At 72.6% G+C, this 19,713-nt stretch carries 14 protein-coding genes; 6 read left to right on the forward strand and 8 right to left on the reverse strand.

Annotated elements, in window-relative coordinates; genetic code table 11:
* Positions 1–124 precede the first annotated feature (124 nt).
* On the forward strand, positions 125–2,443 hold the full coding sequence (locus B0675_RS40780) for a PAS domain S-box protein (RefSeq protein WP_107482880.1): 2,319 nt from the start codon (positions 125–127) through the stop codon (positions 2,441–2,443).
* Positions 2,444–2,464: 21 nt separating this feature from the next.
* On the opposite strand, the gene B0675_RS30350 is transcribed toward B0675_RS40780, so the two are convergent.
* The 7 genes from B0675_RS30350 to B0675_RS30380 form a co-directional block, all read right to left on the reverse strand.
* Complete coding sequence (locus B0675_RS30350; protein ID WP_081222805.1) at positions 2,465–2,962, reverse strand: hypothetical protein; 498 nt, start codon at positions 2,960–2,962, stop codon at positions 2,465–2,467.
* A 184-nt stretch (positions 2,963–3,146) separates the two neighbouring features.
* On the reverse strand, positions 3,147–6,038 hold the full coding sequence (locus B0675_RS30355) for an AAA family ATPase (protein ID WP_081223971.1): 2,892 nt from the start codon (positions 6,036–6,038) through the stop codon (positions 3,147–3,149).
* A gap of 253 nt (positions 6,039–6,291) precedes the next feature.
* Positions 6,292–6,534, reverse strand: coding sequence for a DUF397 domain-containing protein (locus B0675_RS30360; RefSeq protein ID WP_081222806.1), 243 nt, complete (start codon positions 6,532–6,534; stop codon positions 6,292–6,294).
* Positions 6,535–6,617: 83 nt separating this feature from the next.
* Positions 6,618–7,784: a thiolase domain-containing protein gene (locus B0675_RS30365; protein WP_081222807.1), complete on the reverse strand. Its 1,167-nt coding sequence runs from the start codon at positions 7,782–7,784 to the stop codon at positions 6,618–6,620.
* The gene (locus tag B0675_RS30370; RefSeq protein ID WP_081222808.1) at positions 7,781–8,836 is read right to left on the reverse strand and encodes a thiolase domain-containing protein; all 1,056 of its coding nucleotides are present in this window, start codon (positions 8,834–8,836) and stop codon (positions 7,781–7,783) included. Before B0675_RS30370 ends, B0675_RS30365 begins: the two co-directional genes overlap by 4 nt.
* Complete coding sequence (locus B0675_RS30375; protein ID WP_081222809.1) at positions 8,837–9,778, reverse strand: OB-fold nucleic acid binding domain-containing protein; 942 nt, start codon at positions 9,776–9,778, stop codon at positions 8,837–8,839. It abuts the gene before it with no gap.
* Between the two features lie 116 nt (positions 9,779–9,894).
* Positions 9,895–10,695, reverse strand: a complete 801-nt coding sequence (locus tag B0675_RS30380) for a crotonase/enoyl-CoA hydratase family protein (RefSeq protein ID WP_081222810.1) — start codon at positions 10,693–10,695, stop codon at positions 9,895–9,897.
* A 185-nt stretch (positions 10,696–10,880) separates the two neighbouring features.
* On the opposite strand from B0675_RS30380, the gene B0675_RS30385 reads away from it, so the two are divergent.
* Both B0675_RS30385 and B0675_RS30395 read left to right on the forward strand, forming a co-directional pair.
* Entirely contained in the window at positions 10,881–12,509 is a 1,629-nt protein-coding gene (locus B0675_RS30385; protein WP_081222811.1) for an acyl-CoA synthetase, read from the forward strand.
* A 156-nt stretch (positions 12,510–12,665) separates the two neighbouring features.
* On the forward strand, positions 12,666–14,816 hold the full coding sequence (locus B0675_RS30395; RefSeq protein ID WP_179165474.1) for a sulfatase: 2,151 nt from the start codon (positions 12,666–12,668) through the stop codon (positions 14,814–14,816).
* A 62-nt stretch (positions 14,817–14,878) separates the two neighbouring features.
* Here the strand turns inward: B0675_RS30395 and B0675_RS30400 are convergent, their stop codons facing one another.
* Positions 14,879–15,667, reverse strand: a complete 789-nt coding sequence (locus B0675_RS30400; protein WP_081222813.1) for an IclR family transcriptional regulator — start codon at positions 15,665–15,667, stop codon at positions 14,879–14,881.
* Positions 15,668–15,763: 96 nt separating this feature from the next.
* Between B0675_RS30400 and B0675_RS30405 the strand changes: the two genes are divergently transcribed.
* The 3 genes from B0675_RS30405 to paaK all read left to right on the forward strand — a co-directional run bounded on the left by B0675_RS30405 (position 15,764) and on the right by paaK (position 19,618).
* Positions 15,764–16,732: a 5-dehydro-4-deoxyglucarate dehydratase gene (locus B0675_RS30405; protein WP_081222814.1), complete on the forward strand. Its 969-nt coding sequence runs from the start codon at positions 15,764–15,766 to the stop codon at positions 16,730–16,732.
* A gap of 100 nt (positions 16,733–16,832) precedes the next feature.
* Entirely contained in the window at positions 16,833–18,167 is a 1,335-nt protein-coding gene (locus tag B0675_RS30410; protein ID WP_081222815.1) for an enolase C-terminal domain-like protein, read from the forward strand.
* A gap of 143 nt (positions 18,168–18,310) precedes the next feature.
* The gene (paaK, locus tag B0675_RS30415) at positions 18,311–19,618 is read left to right on the forward strand and encodes a phenylacetate--CoA ligase PaaK (RefSeq protein WP_081222816.1); all 1,308 of its coding nucleotides are present in this window, start codon (positions 18,311–18,313) and stop codon (positions 19,616–19,618) included.
* Positions 19,619–19,713: the final 95 nt, after the last annotated feature.

The following is a 19,713-nucleotide window of genomic DNA, read 5'->3' on the forward strand; positions in this document are numbered from 1 at the left end:
AGGGAATGTGCCCGCGAGATCAGGTTCGGCCGGGCTCGGGCCAGTAAACGACATGTCGCCCCCTCGGGGGTCCGTGTGCGCTGGGATGGGCCGAATCACGTCAAGCGGCACATCTGGGGCGGACATGGGCGACTTCGTCAAAGGGACTTCAACGCGTCCCGCCGATTCGGCGGACCCGGGGCGGTGCCAGTGCGGCGGCGATCCGCCCGGCACCGTGCCGGCCGGTGCGGAGGAACGGTTCCGTGGGCTGCTGGAGGCGGCGCCGGACGCGATGGTCATCGTCGACGACACCGGCACCATCCGCCTCGTCAACGCCCAGACCGAAGCCCTCTTCGGCTACCGACGCGAAGAACTCCTCGGCCACCCCGTCGAACTCCTCGTCCCCGGCCGCTTCCGCGCCCACCACACCCTGCACCGCGACGGATACGCCGCCAACCGGCAGGTCCGCCCCATGGGCGCCGAACTCGAACTCCACGGCCTCCGCAAGAACGGCACCGAGTTCCCCGTCGAGATCAGCCTCAGCCCCCTGGAAACAGCCGACGGCCTCCTCGTCTCCGCCGCCGTCCGCGACGTCAGCGACCGCAAGGCCGCCGAGGAACGGTTCCGAGGGCTGCTGGAGGCGGCGCCGGACGCGATGGTCATCGTCGACGACACCGGCACCATCCGCCTCGTCAACGCCCAGACCGAAGCCCTCTTCGGCTACCGACGCGAAGAACTCCTCGGCCACCCCGTCGAACTCCTCGTCCCCGGCCGCTTCCGCGCCCACCACACCCTGCACCGCGACGGATACGCCGCCAACCGGCAGGTCCGCCCCATGGGCGCCGAACTCGAACTCCACGGCCTCCGCAAGAACGGCACCGAGTTCCCCGTCGAGATCAGCCTCAGCCCCCTGGAAACAGCCGACGGCCTCCTCGTCTCCGCCGCCGTCCGCGACGTCAGCGACCGCAAGCGCGCCGAGGCCCGGATCAACGAGCTGGCCGGCCTGGTGGAGTCGTCGCAGGACGCGATCCTCGCCAAGACCCTCGACGGCGAGATCACCTACTGGAACGCGGCGGCCCAGCGGCTGTACGGCTACCCACGGGCCGAGGTGATGGGCCGGCACGTGTCGCTGCTGGCCACCACGGAACGTCGGGAGGAGATCGACACGTTGCTGGACCGATTGCGCCGCGGCGAGAAGGTCGAGCACTTCGAGACGCTGCGGCTGACCCGCTCGGGCGATCTGCTGGACGTGGACATCACCCTGTGGCCGACGCGCGCCCCGGACGGCTCGGTCGTCGGCGCGTGTGCCATCGTCCGGGACATCAGCGACCGCAAGAAGGCGGAGGAGGAACTGACGTTCCTCTACGAGCAGCAGCGGCACATCGCGCTGACGCTCCAGCGCAGCCTCATGGGCACGCCGCCCGCGATCCCGGGGCTGACCACCGCGAGCCGCTACCGGCCCGCCACGCAGGGAGCGGGGGTGGGTGGCGACTGGTTCGACCTGATCCCGCTGGGCGCCGGCCGGGTCGGTGTGCTGATCGGCGACGTGATGGGGCGCGGCCTGGAGGCCGCCGCGGTGATGGGGCAGCTGCGGTCGGCGGCGCACGCGCTCGCCAAGACGGGGATGCAGCCGCGGCAGCTGATGCAGTCCCTGGAGACGGTCGTCGGCGATCTTGACGTGCCCGACCAGCTGGTGACCTGCTGCTACGTGGTGATCTCCGCGGACGCCGGAGAGGTGACGGTCTGCTCGGCGGGCCATCTGCCGACCCTGGTGGCCTTGCCGGGCAGCGGCGCCCACCAGCTGGAGACCCCGGTGAACGCGCCCCTCGGTGTCGGTGACGTCCTCTACGAGCAGGCCACCGCGGTGATACCTCCCGGGGCCACCCTCGTCCTGTACACCGACGGTCTGATCGAGACGCCCGGTACCGACATCGAGGACCAGCTCGGCCGGCTGACCGCGACCCTGGCGGACCTGTTCGCCAGCGCGCCCGATCTGGAGGTGGCGGCGGACCGGGTGCTGGCGGCGCTGCTGCCGGACGCGGAGGGGCACAACGACGACGTGACCCTGCTCCTCACCCGGCTGCCCGACGCGCCCCTGGCCACGGCCGCCATCGACCTGCCGGCCGTGCCCGAGTCCGTGCCGGAGGGCCGCGCCTTCCTCAGCAAGGCGCTGACCTCGTGGGACTGCGCGCCGACCGCGGACGACGCACGGCTGCTGCTGTCGGAGGTCCTCACCAACGCCGTCCAGCACGCGCACGGGCCCATCGGCCTGCACGTGTGCCGCACCACCACGGAGCTGACCGTGGAGATCAGCGACCACAGCACCCATCTTCCGCGGCCCCGGGCGGCCGCGGAGGACGAGGAGTCGGGGCGGGGTCTGATCCTGGTGCGCGCGCTCGCCGACGACTGGGGGGTCCGGCCGACGGAGGCGGGCAAGACGACGTGGTTCACCCTCAAGCTGTGACGCGGGGAGGGGTGTTCGGCCTCAGCCCTGCTGGAAGAGCTCCGCGGGCAGCGGCTTGAGCAGCGCGTAGAGGTCGTCGGAGATCGGGCGGTCCCAGGCGGCGATGGTCACCAGGACGTTGTCGCTGCGGTCGAACTGGACGCAGGAGATACGCGTCTCGGAGAGCTTCAGGCGGCGCACGATGAGCAGGTTGTCGCCCTGCATCACGGGCATGTCCTCGGCGCCGGTGACGGTGACCTCCTCGTCGTTCTCCAGCGCGATCAGCAGCTGGGCTACCTCGAAGGGGACCTCGCCCTCGGCGACGTCGCGGGCCGGGGAGCCCTCCGGCAGGTTGCCGATGATCATCGCGGGGCCGCGGCCGCCGAACAGGTCGTACCGCAGGAAGACGCCCTGACAGCTGCCGTCCGGAGCGGGCAGCAGGCCCGCGCCGAGGTTGCCCGGCCAGTCGCCCGGGTCCATGGCCAGAACGTCGAAGTCGGGCCCGGCGGGCGTGGCGCTGCGGCGGCGGAGGAAGGACATGCCGCAATGGTACGTGCCCGGGGGGCGCACCGGGTCCCGTGGGCGCCGCCCGCTCGGACCCGGGAGCGACGCCTCCCGTCACCGGGCGCACCGCGGTTTCCGGCCGCACCGCACGGCGCCGCGCGGGACCCCTCGCCGGGCGCCGCCGCCTCGGGTCGCGCCGGTCCCCCGCCGGCCGTTCGCGTCAGGACGTGGCCTGCTCCCGGAGGGCGGCGGCGAGCCCGGTGCGGTCCGTGCCGACCTTGCGGTAGACCGCCGACAGCAGCCGGACGACGGCCTGCTCGTCGATCCGCAGTTCCTTCGCGACCTGGGCCGGGGTCCGGTCCGTCGCGGTCAGCGCGGCGGCGGCACGCTCGCGGGCGGTCAGGGTGTCCGTCTCGGTGCTGTGCAGGCGGCGGGGCCGCAGTCCCGCGTTCGCCAGCTCCTCACGGGCCGCGCCGACCAGTCCGTCGGCACCGCACTGGACGGCCGCGTCAAGGCCGCGGTAGAGGTGCTCGGCGGCTTCCTTGGGACGTCCCGCGCGGCGCAGTTCGGTCCCGAGGTCGACCAGCGCGCGGGCCAGTTCGTACGCGGCCGGGGAGCGCTCCAGGTGGCCGACCGACTCTTCGAGCAGGCTGACACGGTCCGGAACCGGGGACACCTCCGCCGCCGCGCGCAGCGCCTGGCCGATCGCCGAGGGCGCGCCGTACTGACGGGCCCGCTGCACCGCGTCGAGGGCCGTGACGACGGCGCGCTCGGGGGCGTCATGGCTCTCGGCGCGGGCGAGGTGGAGCTGCCAGGGACACCAGGAGGGGTTGCGCATGCCGCGTTCGTCGAGCCGGCGGCCCGCGGAGGCGAGCTCGACGGCCGCCTCCTTGGCGAGGCCGCGGGCGAGCAGGAGTTCGCCGTACACGGTCTGGGCGTCGGGGAAGGTGACGGCGGCCGGGAAGGGCGCGCGCAGCGCGTAGTGCTCGCCGGCGCGGGTGGCCTCCTCGACCCGGCCGCGGGCCAGCAGGACCTGGACGAGCGTGCCCACCGCGTACCAGTGGACGGGGGTGCCGGGCCCGACGCGTTCGGCGAGCCGGAGGCCGGCGCGGACGAAGTCCTCCGCCTCGGCGAGGCGGCCGCGGCGGAAGCGGACGTAGCCGAGGATCGTGTAGCCGAAGGAGAGATGGGCGCCGTGCCAGCCCTGGGTCTCGAAGTCGGCGATGCCGGTGGCGAAGAGCTCCTCCGTGCGGCCCGGCCGGTCGGCGTACATGAAGGTCATCGCGACGAGCACCGGGACCTCGAAACCGCGGTCGGCCTCGGCCCAGCCCAGGCCGCCGGCGAGGGCTCGTTCGGCGTGATGGAGGGCGACCTGGGCGGGTTCGCCGCGCAGGGTGGCGTCCCAGGCGCGCAGCCCGATGACGTAGCGCTCGGTGAGGTCACGGCCGGTGAGCCGGTCGGCGAGGCGGGCCAGCCGGCGGGAGCGGGCGGGCGAGTCGGGCTCGTCGGCGCGGAAGGCGTCCCACATGAACTGCTCGGACTGCATGCGCAGCCGCACCCGGGCGTCGCCGGTGACGCGGATCTCGCCGTCGAGGGTCTCGGAGGCCTCGGCGAGCCGGTCGCTGTGCGCGAGGACCTGGGAGAGGCGGTAGACGATGTTGTGGCGCAGCTCGGGGTCGGCGATGGGTTCTTCGAGCGCCGCGCGCAGGTGGTTGACCGTGTTCGCCGGCTCGGTGAGCAGGGAGGCGCAGCCCAGTTCGTACAGGACGGCGGCCCGCTCGGCGGGCGGCGGCGGTTCGCGCAGGGCGCGGGCGAGACAGCGGCGGGCGGCGTCGGGGGCTCCGGCGCGCTGGGTCTCGCGGGCAGCGGCGCGCAGCTGCTGGACGATCCAGGCGTCGCCGTCGGGGTGGGTCTCCATGAGGTGGCGCGCGGCGGCGGCCGGGCCGAGTCCTTCGTCGATCACGCACCAGGCGGCCTGGCCGTGCAGGGCGACGCGCACGGCGCCGGGGATGTCGCGGTAGACGGCGGTGGCGATGAGCGGGTGCACGAACTCCAGGGGGTCGGCGCCGGTGAGGATGCGGGCGGTGCGCAGGGCGTCCGCCGCGTCGGCGGCCTCCTCGGGACCGAGTCCGGCGACGGCGGCGGCGAGCGCGGGCCGGATCTCCGTGCCCAGTACGGCGCAGGCCCAGGCGAAGCGGACGGTCGCGGTGCCGAGGCGTTCGAGACGGGCGATGAGGCCGCTGCCCTTGACGGCGGCGGCGAGGTCCCGCAGCAGGTGCGCGCCGTCCTCGGTCGGGTTCAGCCCCCGGTCGCGGACCTTGGCGGTCAGCTCGACGGCCTCGAAGGGGTTGCCCGCGGTGACCGCCCAGCACTCGCGGCAGAACGCGTCGTCGGCCTGGGTGCCGAGGTCCTCGCGGACGAGCCGGGCGACGGCCGCCGCGCTGAGTGGTTCGAGCCCGATGGGACGCTGGCCGGCACGGCCGGGCAGGCTCCTGAACGCCTCGGCGTGTTCGGGGAGTTCGTCGGGCCGGTAGGCGACGACGACGAGCAGCGGGAGTTGGTCGGCGCGGGGTGCGAACGCGGCGAGCCAGCTGAGGGATTCGGCGTCGGCCCAGTGCGCGTCGTCCAGGACGAGCACCATCGGGGCCCGCTGTACGGCGAGGTGGGTGAGGATCCAGTCGAGGCCCGCGCGCAGTCCCTGCTGGTCGGGCGGGGCGCCTTCGGAGGGAGCGCAGAGACCGAGTGCGGGGCCCACGATCGCGTACCAACTGCCCAGCGTCGCGCGGAGTTCGGCCTCGGAGAGGCCGGCGAACTCCGGCTGGAGGAGCTGGCGGGCGACATGGAAGGCGACGCGCTGCTCCTGCTCGCCGCCGCGCGCGCTCAGGACGGTGCAGCCCTTGGCGGCGGAGCGGCGGCGCACCTCGGTGAGGAGGGTCGTCTTGCCGATGCCGGCGTGGCCCGCGAAGGACAGCAGTGCTCCGCGGGAACGGCCGGGCGGTTCCCCGGTGTTCCTGTGCGGTCCGGCGAGATCGCTCAACGCCTCGTCCACGGCGGACAGTTCGCTCTCGCGCTCGAAGAGCGTACGACGGCCACGCAGGCTGCGCTGCCCCATGATCACCCCCTGATCACGGTCGCGCCCGCGCGGCGATGCGGATGCGTACCGTGACCTCCAGGCACCTCAGCGTACGCCGGGATCATCGGTGGGGCAGCCTGTTCGAGCGCTCCTGCTCAGGGAACCTTTTCGCGGGCGCACGCGGGCGGCGGGAGGGAGACGCGCGGCCCGCGGTGCGGGCGCGACGGGAACGTCCTCCGCCGCTCCCCGCCGGGGTCCGGGGACGGGGAGGACAGGGTCCGGCGGTGTCGGTTCAGGTGAGGTCGAACTCGCCTTCACGGGCGCCCGACACGAACGCCCCCCACTCGGCGGGGGTGAAGATCAGGGAAGGGCTCTGCGGGCGGCCGCTGTTGCGCATCGCGATGAAGCCCTCGACGAAGGCGATCTGGACATCTCCCCGCCCCCGGCTGCTGGACTGCCACTCGGCCTTGCTGAGGTCCAGCTCCGGCTTGTCCCAGCCCGCGAGCGGGTGTTGCTCGATGGTGCTCTCGGCCACGTCCGTGCTCCTCCCGGTTCGTCGTCCGCGGCCAGCCTAGCGATCGGTCCGGGTGGCGGACAGGCCACGTGAGGGGGACGGTTTCAGGATGCGGGCGGCGCGGCGCCGACCAGCCACATGGAGAAGAACTGGGATCCGCCTCCGTAGGCGTGCCCGAGGACCCGTCGTGCCCCGTCGACCTGGTGCTCTCCTGCCTGGCCACGGACCTGGAGTGCCGCTTCGGCGAAGCGGATCATGCCGGAGGCGCCGATCGGATTGGTGGACAGGACGCCGCCCGACATGTTGACGGGGAGATCGCCCTCCAGTTCGGTGACCCCCGATTCGGTGAGTTTCCATCCTTCGCCCTCGTCGGCGAAGCCGAGGTTCTCCAGCCACATGGGTTCGTACCAGGAGAACGGCACGTACATCTCGACGGCGTCGATGTCCCGGCGGGGGTCCGCGATCCCGGCCTGCCGGTACACGTCGGCCGCGCAGTCCTTGCCGGCCTGCGGGGACACGAAGTCCTTGCCGGCGAAGAGGGTGGGTTCGCTGCGCATGGCGCCGCCGTGCATCCAGGCGGGCGGCCGGGGCGAACGGGCCGCTCCGGCGCGGTCGGTGAGGATCATGGCGCAGGCGCCGTCGGAGGACGGGCAGGTCTCCGAGTAGCGGATCGGGTCCCAGAGCATGGGGGACGCCTGGACCTTCTCCAGCGTGATGTCCTGCTCGTGGAGGTGTGCGTACGGGTTCTTCAGGGCGTTGCGGCGGTCCTTGTAGGCGACGAGCGAGCCGACCGTGTCGGGAGCTCCGGTGCGCCGCATGTAGGCACGCACGTGCGGGGCGAAGAAGCCGCCGGCGCCGGCGAGGAGGGGCTGCTGGAAGGGGACGGGAAGGGACAGGCCCCACATGGCGTTCGACTCGGACTGCTTTTCGAAGGCGAGGGTGAGGACGGTGCCGTGGACGCGGGCGGCGACGAGGTTGGCGGCGACGAGGGCGGTCGACCCGCCGACGGACCCGGCGGTGTGCACCCGCAGCATCGGCTTGCCCACCGCGCCGAGGGCGTCGGCGAGGTACAGCTCGGGCATCATGACGCCCTCGAAGAAGTCGGGCGCCTTCCCGATCACCACGGCGTCGATGTCGGCCCAGGTCAGCTCGGCGTCGTCGAGGGCGCGCCGGGCGGCCTCGCGGACGAGGCCCGCGATGGACACGTCCTGGCGCGCCGCCACGTGCTTGGTCTGGCCGATGCCTACGACGGCCACGGGCTCCTTGCTCATCGGACGTCCCCTTCGAGTACGGCGACCAGGTTCTGTTGGAGGCAGGGGCCGGAGGTGGCGTGGGCGAGTGCCCGATCGGACTCCCCGCGATGGACGCGCGCGGCGGCCTCGCCGATGCGGATCAGCCCGGCCGCCATGACGGGGTTGGCGGCCAGCGGACCCCCCGACGGGTTGACGCGCACGCTGTCGTCGAGCCGCAGCGCCTTGCGCAGCACCACCTCCTGGGAGGTGAAGGGTGCGTGCAACTCGGCCGTGTCGACGGGCCGTTCGAAGGCCCCGGCGCGTTCCGCCGCCCGCCGGGTGGACGGGGAGTCGGTCAGATCGCGCACGCCGAGCGAGTGCGCCTCGACGCGGTGGTCGATGCCCCGGATCCAGGCCGGGCGTTCGCACAGGTCACGGGCCCGCTCTCCGGCGGCGAGGATCACGGCCGCGGCTCCGTCGCCGATGGGCGGGCAGTCCCCGGTGCGCAGCGGCCGGACCAGGTAGTCGCCCTGGGGGACCGGACCGCGCAGCTGGGCGTGGGCGTTGGTGCGCGCGTCGGCGCGGCTGCGGGCGGCGACGCCGGCGAGCGCGGGTTCGTCGGTCTCGCCCGCGTCGATGAGCGCCTGGGCCTGCAGCGCGGCGAGCGCGACGGAGTCGGGCCACAGCGGGGCCACGTAGTACGGGTCGAGCTGGCGGGTCAGGACGTCGCGCACGGAACCCGGCGAGGACTTGCCGTAGGCGTACACGAGCGCGGTGTCGGCGTCGCCGGTGAGCAGTTTCGTCCACGCCTCGTACAGGGCCCAGGCGCCGTCCATCTCCACGTGCGACTCGGAGATCGGCGGCCAGGCCCCCACCCCGTCGAGCGCCATGGTGAAGGAGAAGGCGCGGCCGGCGAGGTAGTCGCTGGAGCCGGAGCAGGTGAAGCCGATGTCCGCGGTGCGCAGGCCCGTCCGGTCGAGGACGTCGTGCAGCACCGGGAGGAGCATCTCCACCTCGGAGTGCTCGTCGGAGGTGCGCCGGTGGTCGGTCTGCCCGAAGGCGACGACGGCGATGTCCCTGGTGGGCCGCATCTACAGCATCTCCTTGTACGTCTCGTAGTCCGCGTCGGGTTCGCCGGTGGGCCGGTAGTGGTCGGGGTGGCGGCAGCCCTCCGTCCACACGGGTTCGACGCGCAGCCCCATCCGCACCTCGTCGTAGGGGATGCCGCCGATCCGGCCGTGCAGCGCGAGTCCGGCCCCGTCGAGGGCGATGTGCGCGTAGACGTAAGGCACGTCGATGTCGAGGTTCTTCGCCTTGATGTTGACGATGCAGTACGTGGTGACGGTGCCGCGCGGGCCGACCTCGACCTGTTCGGAGGTGGCCAGGCCGCAGGTGGGGCAGGCGCCCCGGGGTGGGACGTACACCTTGCGGCAGGACGGGCAGCGTTCGCCGACGGTGCGCCGTTCGGCGAGGTTCTCGATGTAGGCGGTCTGGGCGCGGCCCGGGGAGTAGACGTAGTCGAGACGGGCGGCCGCGACGATTCCGGTCACCGGGTTCTCGAACCGGCCGTCGTGACCGGCGGGTTCACCGGGTCCGCCGTCGTACGGTTCGAAGCAGGCGATGTCGGTGATGGCGCCGGAGCGTTCGGGGGCCCAGCGGACGCGGACGCGCATCCCGGTGTGGACGGCGTCGGGGCCGGGGGCGTCGAGGGCGTGCAGCAGGGCCGTGTCGGCGCCGTCCAGCCGGACGAGGACCCAGGCGAACGGGGTGTCGAGGGGCTGGCCGCGGCGTGGTTCGTGGTTCCAGGCCCAGGTGGTGACCGTGCCGGTGGGGGCGACCTCGACGAGGTCGTGTATCTCGTCGGCGGTGACCGGGTCGTACTCGACGGGCGGGACGAGGGTGCGTCCGTCGGTGGTCCGCACCCCGAGGACGACGCGTTCGCGCAGGCCCGTGAGGAAGGCGCTCTGCACGGGGCCGAGCGAGCGGGTGAAGGGGAACTCGACGACGAGGGGGGCTTTGAGGACTTCGGGCATCCCGGATCTCTCCTTCGGAGGTCGGACGCGCCGCGTCCGCGAGCGGCTCGGCGCGGGAGGCGGGCCGGGGCGCCGTGCCAGGCGCCGCGGCCCCGGACTGATCCGATCGACACCCCCTAGGCGCGCCGGTAGACGGGCGGGCGCTTCTCGGCGAAGGCCCGGGAGCCCTCCTTGGCGTCGGCGGTGTCGAAGACCGGCCAGCCGCGCCGCAGTTCGGCGGCGAGGCCGTCGGACTCGGTGAGTTCGGCGGTCTCGTACACGGACGCCTTGACGGCCTCGACGGCGAGCGGGCCACAGGCGTTGATCTGTTCGGCGACGGCGAGGGCCTCGGTGAGGGCGGTGCCCTCGGGCACGACCCGGCCGACGAGCCCGATGTCGGCGGCTTCTCGCGCGGAGTAGGCGCGCCCGGTGAGGAGCATTTCGAGGGCGTGGGTGCGCGGGATCTGGCGCGGCAGCCGGACGGTCGAGCCCCCGATCGGGAACAGGCCGCGCCTGACCTCGAAGAGCCCGAAGGTGGCGGAGGCGCCGGCCACCCGGATGTCGGTGCCCTGGAGGATCTCGGTCCCGCCCGCGACGCAGTACCCCTCGACGGCGGCGATCACCGGCTTCCGGGGGCGGTGGTGGCGCAGCATGGCCTTCCAGTGGAGGTCGGGATCGGCCTTGAGGCGGTCCCGGTACTGCTCGCCCTCCATGCCCTTCCCCGCCAGTGCCTTGAGGTCCATCCCGGCGCAGAAGGTGCCCCCGGCGCCGGTGAGCACGATCGAGCGGACCGTGTCGTCCTCGTCGGCCTCGACCCAGCCGTCGTACAGGCCGACCAGCATCGGCAGTGAGAGCGCGTTCCTGGCCTCGGGCCTGTTGAGCGTGAGCACCAGTGTGGCGCCTTCGCGCTGCACGGTGAGGTGTTCCGTCCCACCCATAGCCGTCCTCCCGTCTCGGATGCGAGAACAGGTTGCAGGAGGCGTGCGACCAGTACAAGGGTTTTCTGACACCCAGTCAGATTTCTTCTGCCGCGGCCCTTCCCAGTTCGGTCGGGCTTTGCTCTGATGACCGTCGGGCCGAGGCCCGCCCAGTGACGGACGGACGTACACGGTCAGGAGGAACGGTGGAGTACAACCTTGCCGACCTGTTCGAGTCGGTCGTCGACGTGGTCCCGGACCGCGAGGCGCTCGTGTACGTCGACCATCCCGGCACGGGCGCGGAACGGCGCCTGACGTACGCCGAGCTGGACGCGGCGGCGAACCGTCTCGCCCACCATCTGATCGACAGCGGCATCCGCCCCGGGGAACATCTCGGCCTCCACCTCTACAACGGCGTCGAATACCTCCAGACCGTCCTGGCCTGCCTGAAGGCGCGGGTGGTGCCGGTCAACGTCAACTACCGCTACGTGGAGGAGGAGCTGGCCTACCTGTACCAGGACGCGGACCTCGTGGCGCTGGTCTTCGACGCGGAGTTCACCGGCCGGGTGGCGGCGGCGCGGCCGCGTGCCGCGCGGCTGCGGCACCTCGTCCGGGTGGGCGCTCCCGCCGGGGGGCCGGACGGGGCGAGCACCCCGGACGTGGTGGAGTTCGCCGCCGCGGCGGCGGCCGGATCGCCGGATCGCGGCTTCCCCGCCCGGTCCGCGGACGACCAGTTCATCATCTACACCGGCGGCACGACAGGCATGCCGAAGGGGGTGATGTGGCGGCAGGAGGACCTGTTCTTCGCGGGTCTCGGCGGAGGCGCGCCGACCGGCGAGCCGGTGGCCCGGCCGGAGGAACTCGCCGAGCGTGTGGCGGCGGGCGGCGCGGGCATCACGTTCTTCCCCACTCCCCCGCTGATGCACGGCACGTCGACGCTCACGGCGTTCATCGCCTTCAACTTCGGCCAACGCGTGGTGATCCACCGCAAGTTCGCGCCCGAGGAGGTCCTGCGCACCATCGAGCGGGAGAAGGTCACCAGTGTGTCCCTGGTCGGCGATGCGATGCTGCGCCCGCTGATCGACGCGCTGAGCGGTCCTCTGAAGGGCACGGACTGTTCCTCCCTGTTCAGCGTGTCCTCGTCCGGGGCGATCATGTCGGACACGGTGCGCGAGCAGTTCCAGTCCCTCGTGCCGAACGTGATGCTGCTCAACAACTTCGGGTCGTCCGAGTCCGGTTTCAACGGCACCGCGACGCCGGACTCCGGCCCGGAGCGCGGTTTCCGGATCCGCGTCAACTCCCGTACGCAGGTGGTCGACCCGGCGACGTACGAGCCTGTCGCGGTGGGCGAGCCGGGCCGGGTCGCGCAGCGCGGCCATGTGCCGCTCGGCTACTACAACGACCCCGGCAAGACGGCCGAGACCTTCTTCCGGCGGGGAGAGGAGCGGTGGGTGCTGCTCGGTGACATGGCCACCGTCGACGACGAGGGCATCGTCACCGTGCTCGGCCGCGGCTCGCAGTGCATCAACACCGGCGGCGAGAAGGTGTATCCCGAAGAGGTCGAGCAGGCCCTCAAGTCGCATCCGGACGTGTACGACGCCCTGGTCGCCGGAGTGCCCGACCCGCGGTGGGGCAACCACGTGGCGGCGGTCGTGCAGCTGCGCACGGGCGCGCCGCTCCCCTCGCTCGACGACATCCAGGCCCACTGCCGTGGCCACCTCGCGGGCTACAAGATCCCGCGCCAGCTCGTGATCGCCGACTCGATCCAGCGCTCCCCCAGCGGCAAGGCGGACTACCGCTGGGCCCGGTCGGTCGCCGCCGACGCGGCCCTCTGACAGCACCCCCGGAGACCTGGCGAACTCTTTGCCCGGCACGGACGCCGCAGGTTGAACGGTGGGTGAAGATCAGCCGTACGGATGATGGCACCCCTGCCCTGCCCCGGGGCGTGGTCGGTCGTGTCATCACGGGGCCCGTACGGAAGGACCATCGGCGTGTCGCACACCACGCGCTCCAGTCGACTCCCGGAGCCCCGGCCGGACCAGGACGCGGGCCCCGGCCCGGAGTCCGGCGGGGCGGGCGGAACACCCGCGGGCGCGGCCCCGGACACCCCCGCCGGCACGGACACGCCTCCGACCGTCCCGGACGTCCCGGACGTCGACGCCCCCGAGGACGCCGCGGCCGACTCCGCATCCGACGGTCCCGCGCGCCCGGGCGATGACGAGGCCAGGGCCCCGGACCAGGAGGGCGCACCCGGTCAGGACGCGGATACCGTCGAGAGCCTGGACGCCGCACCGCGGCCCGACCACGGCGGGGGCACCGAGCCGGACACGGAACCGAAGAGCCTGGAAGCGTCCGCCGCCCCGGAGGCAGCCGCCGCCCCGGAGGAGGCTGTCACTCCAGAGGAGGCCGTCACTCCTGAAGAGGCCGGCGCCGTCGCCGGACCGCCCGCGCCGCCCGCACGTAGTGGCCGGCGTGGCTGGCGGGTGGCCCACCCCCGCGTGGCGCGAGGAGTGACGGTGGGGACGACCGTTCTCGCCGGTGTCCTCGTGCTCTTCGCCCTCGTCGTGCCGAACCGGCTCGACCGCCTCAGTGTCGCCGCCTTCCTGCGGATCCCCGCGGAAGGGGTGCTCCTCGCGGCGCTGCTGCTGGCGCTCCCGCCGAGGCCGCGGCGGATCGTGTCCTACGTCGTGGGCGCCCTGCTCGGTCTGCTGACCGTCCTCAAGCTCGTGGACATGGGCTTCTACTCCGTCCTGGTCCGGCCGTTCGACCTGGTGCTGGACTGGAGCCTGTTCGGCAACGCGGCGGACTGGGTGCGGGAGTCGTTCGGCCGGACCGGCGAGGTGGTGGCGCTGATCGCGGTCGTCGCGCTCGTCGTCGCGCTGCTCGTGCTGATGACCCTCGCCGTCGCCCGGCTCACCGACGTCATGGTCCGCAACCGCCCCGTCGCCGGCCGAACGGTCCTGGTCCTCGGCACCGCCTGGATCACCTGCGTGACGCTCGGCGTGCAGTTCACCGGCGTGCCCGTCGCCTCGCAGATCGACGCGAGGATCGTCCAGAACCGGGTGCGCCAGGTGCAGGCGGGCCTGCACGACGGCGAGGTCTTCGAACGGCAGGCCTCGGTCGACGCGTTCGCCGACACCCCGCCCGACCAGTTGCTGACCGGACTCCGCGGCAAGGACGTCCTGTTCACGTTCATCGAGAGCTACGGCCGGACGGCGATCGACGACCCGGCGATGTCCCGGCAGATCGACACCGCCCTCACCCAGGGGAACGACCGGCTGAGGTCGGCCGGGTTCTCCTCGCGCAGCGGCTGGCTGCGCTCTCCCGTCACGGGCGCCGGCAGCTGGCTGGCCCACTCCACCTTCCTGTCCGGACTGTGGATCAAGAACCAGCAGCGGTACCGGAGTCTGACCACCAGCGACCGCTCCACCCTCACCAGCTATTTCCGCAAGACGGGCGCCTGGCGCACCGTCGGCATCGTGCCGGGCGTCCGACGGGCGTGGCCCGAGGGCAGGTTCTTCGGCCTCGACCACATCTACGACTCCGAGCACCTCGGCTACAAGGGCCCGTACTTCAGCTGGACGCCCGTGCCCGACCAGTTCAGCCTGGAGGCGTTCGAGCGGCTGGAGCACGGAAAGAAGGACCGCGGGCCGATGATGGCGGAGATCATCCTGGCCTCGAGTCACAACCCCTGGGCGCCCGTCGCCCACATGATCGACTGGAACGACCTCGGCGACGGCTCGGTGTTCGAGAAGATCAAGAAGGAGGGCAAGGACCCCAAGGAGGTCTGGAAGAACCCGGAGAGCGTGCGCACGGAGTACCGGCGGGCCATCGAGTACTCGCTGCACAGCCTCACCGAGTACGTCGAGAAGTACGGCGACAAGAACACCGTGCTCGTGTTCCTCGGCGACCACCAGCCCGTCCCGACGGTCACCGCGGGCAGCACCAGCCGCGACGTCCCCGTGACGATCGTCGCGCACGACCCGAAGGTACTGGACCGGGTCTCCGACTGGGGCTGGACGGACGGCCTGAAGCCGGCCGACAACGCGCCGGAATGGCGCATGGACACGTTCCGGGACCGCTTCCTCACGGCGTTCGGCCCGCACCCGGAGGGCTCCGCCGCCACGGCGTCGAAGCCCTGACTCCCTCGACCGCGCCGGTGGCGTCCCACGCCCCGGCGCGGCCCTGCGCGTGTGCCCCGAGGTCAGCGCCAGTCCGGTGTGCCCGCGGCGGGTGACCGGAGGGTCTCGATGGTGGCCCGCGTCTCCCGCATGACGGCGACGACGCGGGCCTCGTGCTCCGCGGTGAGCCGGTCCACCGGGACCGAGCAGCTGATGGCGTCGGCGGCCGGTGTGTCGTAGCGCAGGGCGAAACCGAAGCCCACGATGCCGGTCACCGTCTCCTCGCGGTCGACGGAGTAACCGCGCTCCCGCACGCCGGCCAGATCGGCGAGCAGGTCGTCGCGGAGGGTGTGGGTGTCGGCCGTAAGGGCGGCCAGCGGCTCGGCGGGGAGGGGGAGGTCAGCGTCGGGGCGCTCGGCGAGCAGGGCCTTGCCGAGCGCGGTGGCGTGGGCCGGGACGCGGCGGCCGACGCGGTTGATGGTGCGCGCGTACTCGTGCGACTCCCGGGTGGCGAGGTAGACGACGTCGCCGCCGTCGAGCCGGCCGAGGTGGAGGGTCTCGCCGAGTGCCTCGGAGGCCTCGTCGAGGTGGGGGCGGGCCGCGCGGACCCGGCGGTCGCTGTCCAGGTAGCTGGTGCCCGTGAGCAGGGCGCGGATCCCGATGCCGTACAGCGAGCCGGTGGTGTCGGAGCGTACCCAGCCGCAGTCGACGAGGGTCTGCAGCAGTTGGTACATGCTGCTGCGCGGCACGTCGAGCGCCCCGGCCAGCTCGTCGAGTCGCGCCGGCCGGTCGCCGCGGTCGGCGAGCAGTTCCAGCAGCGCGACGGTGCGGGCCGCCGACTTCACTCCGCGCACTCCTGGACTCTCCGGCATGGCGCCATCGTAAATCCGCGCCGTCCCCCATATTGACCGTAGCGATTCACGAACCTAATCTCTGTTCTCATACATAGACGTCATCTGCATACGGGGATGAGCATCATGACAGGGTTCGACGCGCGGACGGAGCACGTGGTCCAGCGGCTGCGGGAGGGCATGACGAACGGCGTGCTGTCGTTCCCGCTCACCAGCTTCACCGGCGACGGCGATCTGGACCCGGAGTCCTACCGGGTGTATCTGGCACGCCAGTTGGCCACCGGACCCGGTGCCGTGTTCCCCGCCTGCGGGACCGGCGAGTTCAGCGCGCTGGACGAGGACGAGTACCGCTCCGTGGTCGCCGACACGGTCGCGGTCGCGGACGGCCGGCTGCCGGTGGTCGCCGGCGTCGGATACGGCTGGGCGCAGGCGCTGCGGTTCGCCCGGATCGCCGAGGAGGCCGGCGCGGACGCCCTGCTGGTGCTGCCGCACTATCTCGTCGAGGCACCCGAGGAGGGGCTCGTCGAGCAGGTGCGCCGGATCGCCGCGGGCACCCGGCTGCCCCTGATCGCGTACCAGCGCGGGCCGGTCGCCTTCACCCCCGAGGGCCTGCGCGCCATCGCGGAGATCCCCACCGTCGTCGGGCTCAAGGACGGGCACAGCGACCTCGACAGGCTCCAGCGCCTCACCCTCGCCGCGCCCGACGGTTTCCTCTTCTTCAACGGGGCGGCCACCGCCGAGATCCAGGCCCGCGCCTACGCCACCGTCGGCGTCCCCGCCTACTCGTCGGCCGTGCACGCCTTCGCCCCCGAGATCGCCGACGCCTGCTTCGCCGCCCTGCGCGCGGGCGACGACGCGACGGTGAACAAGCTGCTGCGCGACTTCTACGTCCCGTTCGTCGCCCTGCGCGACCGGGTGCCCGGGTACGCGGTCGCGCTGGTCAAGGCCGCGGCCCGGCTGCGCGGTCTGCCGGTCGGCCCGGTGCGCGCACCACTCACCGACCCGGGACCGGCGGACCTCGCCGAACTGGAGCACGTCCTCGACACCGGCCTGGCGCTCGTCGGAGCGGTACGCCGACCCGCCTGACGCGTCGCACTGCCCGGCCGGCGCCCTCGTGGTCGAGTGGGTCCCGACGCCCTCCCCCGGGGTCTGCCGGCCGCGGTCACCCTCGTACAAAAGGATTTTGATGAGCAGTCAGCAGCCGACCGTCACCGAGTTCTCCGTCTATCCCGTCGCGGGGCGGGACTGCATGGAGCTGAACCTCTCGGGTGCCCACGGGCCCTATTTCACCCGCAACGTGGTCGTGCTCAAGGACTCCGAGGGGCGGACCGGACTCGGCGAGGTGCCCGGCGGGGAGCGGATCACCCGGACGCTCCGCGACGCCGAACCCCTCGTGCTCGGTGCGAAGGTGGGCGACTTCCAGCGGGTGCTGCGTGCCGTCGGGGACCGGTTCGGCGACCGGGACGCCGGCGGGCGCGGTGCGCAGACCTTCGACCTGCGGACGACGGTGCACGCCGTCACCGCCGTCGAGTCGGCGCTGCTCGACCTGCTCGGCCAGCATCTGGACGTGCCGGTGGCCGCCCTGCTCGGCGACGGCCAGCAACGCTCTTCCGTCAGGGTGCTGGGCTATCTCTTCTACGTCGGGGATCCCGATCGCACGGACCTGGAGTACGTGCGGGAGCCCGACGCGGACGTGGACTGGTACCGCCTGCGGCACGAGGAGGCGCTCACCCCGGAGACCGTCGTCCGGCAGGCCGAGGCGGCCCACGAGCTGTACGGCTTCCGGGACTTCAAGCTCAAGGGCGGCGTCCTGGAGGGTGTGGAGGAGGTCAGGGCCGTCCGCGCGCTCAAGGACCGCTTCCCCGAGGCCCGGATCACGCTCGACCCGAACGGCGCCTGGTCGCTGCGCGAGGCGGTCGAGCTGTGCGCGCCCCTCGTCGGCACGCTCGCCTACGCGGAGGACCCCTGCGGCGCCGAGGACGGCTATTCGGGCCGGGAGGTCCTGGCCGAGTTCCGCCGGGCCACGGGGCTGCCCACGGCGACCAACATGATCGCCACGGACTGGCGGCAGCTGACCCACGCCCTGGCCCTCCAGTCGGTCTCCATCCCGCTGGCCGACCCGCACTTCTGGACCATGCGGGGCTCGGTGCGCGTCGCCCAGCTGTGCAACGCGATGGGACTGACCTGGGGCTGCCACTCCAACAACCACTTCGACATCTCGCTCGCCATGGTCACCCACTGCGGCGCCGCCGCCCCCGGCCCGTACAACGCCCTCGACACGCACTGGATCTGGCAGGAGGGCCTGGAGCGGCTCACGGTCGCACCGCCGCGGATCGTCGACGGCGAGATCGCGGTTCCCGACGCCCCCGGGCTGGGCCTCCGCCTGGACATGGACCGTCTGCTGGCGGCGCACGAGCTGTACCGGACGAAGGCGCTCGGGGCGCGCGACGACGCCGTCGGCATGCGTCATCTCGTCCCCGGCTGGGAGTTCGACCCGAAACGCCCCTGCCTGGTGCGTTGAGAGCCTCCTCACCACACCGCTCCGGGAAAAACCGCCGACGGACCCCTTGCACGGACGCGGCTCCACCTGAATTACTGATCCGGAACAGCACGACCGAATGATCGGTCGTCCGGAATGGCATGGTTGGTGAGGGAGAAGTGGCGATGACGGACTCCACGGATCCGAAGGGCCTGCTCGACGCGGGCGAGCGGCTCGACGCGGAGGGACTCCGCTCGCTCCAGCTGGAGCGGCTGCGCGCGTCACTGCGGCACGCGTACGAGAACGTGCCCTTCTACCGGGAGTCGTTCGACAAGGCGGGCCTGCGCCCCGACGACTGCCGCGCGCTGTCCGACCTGTCCCGCTTCCCCTTCACGGTCAAGGCGGACCTGCGCGCGAACTACCCGTACGGGATGTTCGCCGTCCCGCAGGACCGCATCCGCCGGCTGCACGCGTCGAGCGGGACGACCGGACGGCCCACCGTCGTGGGGTACACGGAGAACGACCTGTCCATGTGGTCGGACATGGTGGCGCGTTCGATCCGCGCGGCGGGCGGGCGTCCCGGCGACATCGTCCATGTCGCCTACGGGTACGGCCTGTTCACCGGCGGACTCGGCGCGCACTACGGCGCCGAACGCCTCGGCTGCACGGTGATCCCCGCTTCCGGCGGCATGACGGCACGTCAGGTCCAGCTGATCCAGGACCTGAGGCCCCGGATCATCATGGTGACGCCGTCGTACATGCTGACCCTCCTCGACGAGTTCGAACGGCAGGGCGTGGACCCGCGGAGCACCTCGCTGCGGGTCGGGATCTTCGGGGCCGAGCCGTGGACCGAGGAGATGCGGCGCGAGATCGAGGAGCGGTTCGCGATCGACGCGGTGGACATCTACGGCCTCTCCGAGGTGATCGGTCCCGGCGTCGCCCAGGAGTGCGTGGAGACCAAGGACGGTCTGCACGTCTGGGAGGACCACTTCTACCCGGAGGTCGTCGACCCGATCACCGGAGAGCTGCTCCCCGACGGCGCGGAGGGCGAGCTGGTGTTCACCTCGCTCACCAAGGAGGCCATGCCGGTGATCCGTTACCGGACGCGGGACCTGACCCGGCTGCTGCCGGGCACGGCCCGGGTCTTCCGCCGGATGGAGAAGATCACCGGCCGCAGCGACGACATGGTGATCCTGCGCGGGGTCAACCTGTTCCCGACGCAGATCGAGGAGATCGTGCTGCGGACACCGGGGGTCGCCCCGCACTTCCAGCTCCGGCTGACCCGCGAGGGCCGCATGGACGCGCTGACCGTGCGCGCGGAGGCCCGCTCCGGCGCGACCCCCGAACAGCGCGAGGCCGCCGTCCGGACGATCGGCAGGGCCATCAAGGACGGCATCGGCGTCTCCGCGGACGTGGAGATCGTCGAACCGGAGTCGCTGGAACGGTCGGTGGGCAAGCTGAAGCGGATCGTCGACCTGCGCCGGCGCCCGTGAGCGGGCTCGGCGCTCCGGCGGGCAGCTGATCGTCGGCTGCTCCCCGCCGGCGACCAAGCCGGTCGCGGATCCGATGGGCCCCGGATGCCGCTGGT

Origin of the sequence: Streptomyces sp. M41(2017) (genome assembly GCF_002078175.1) — a bacterium.
Taxonomy (GTDB): Bacteria; Actinomycetota; Actinomycetes; order Streptomycetales; family Streptomycetaceae; genus Streptomyces.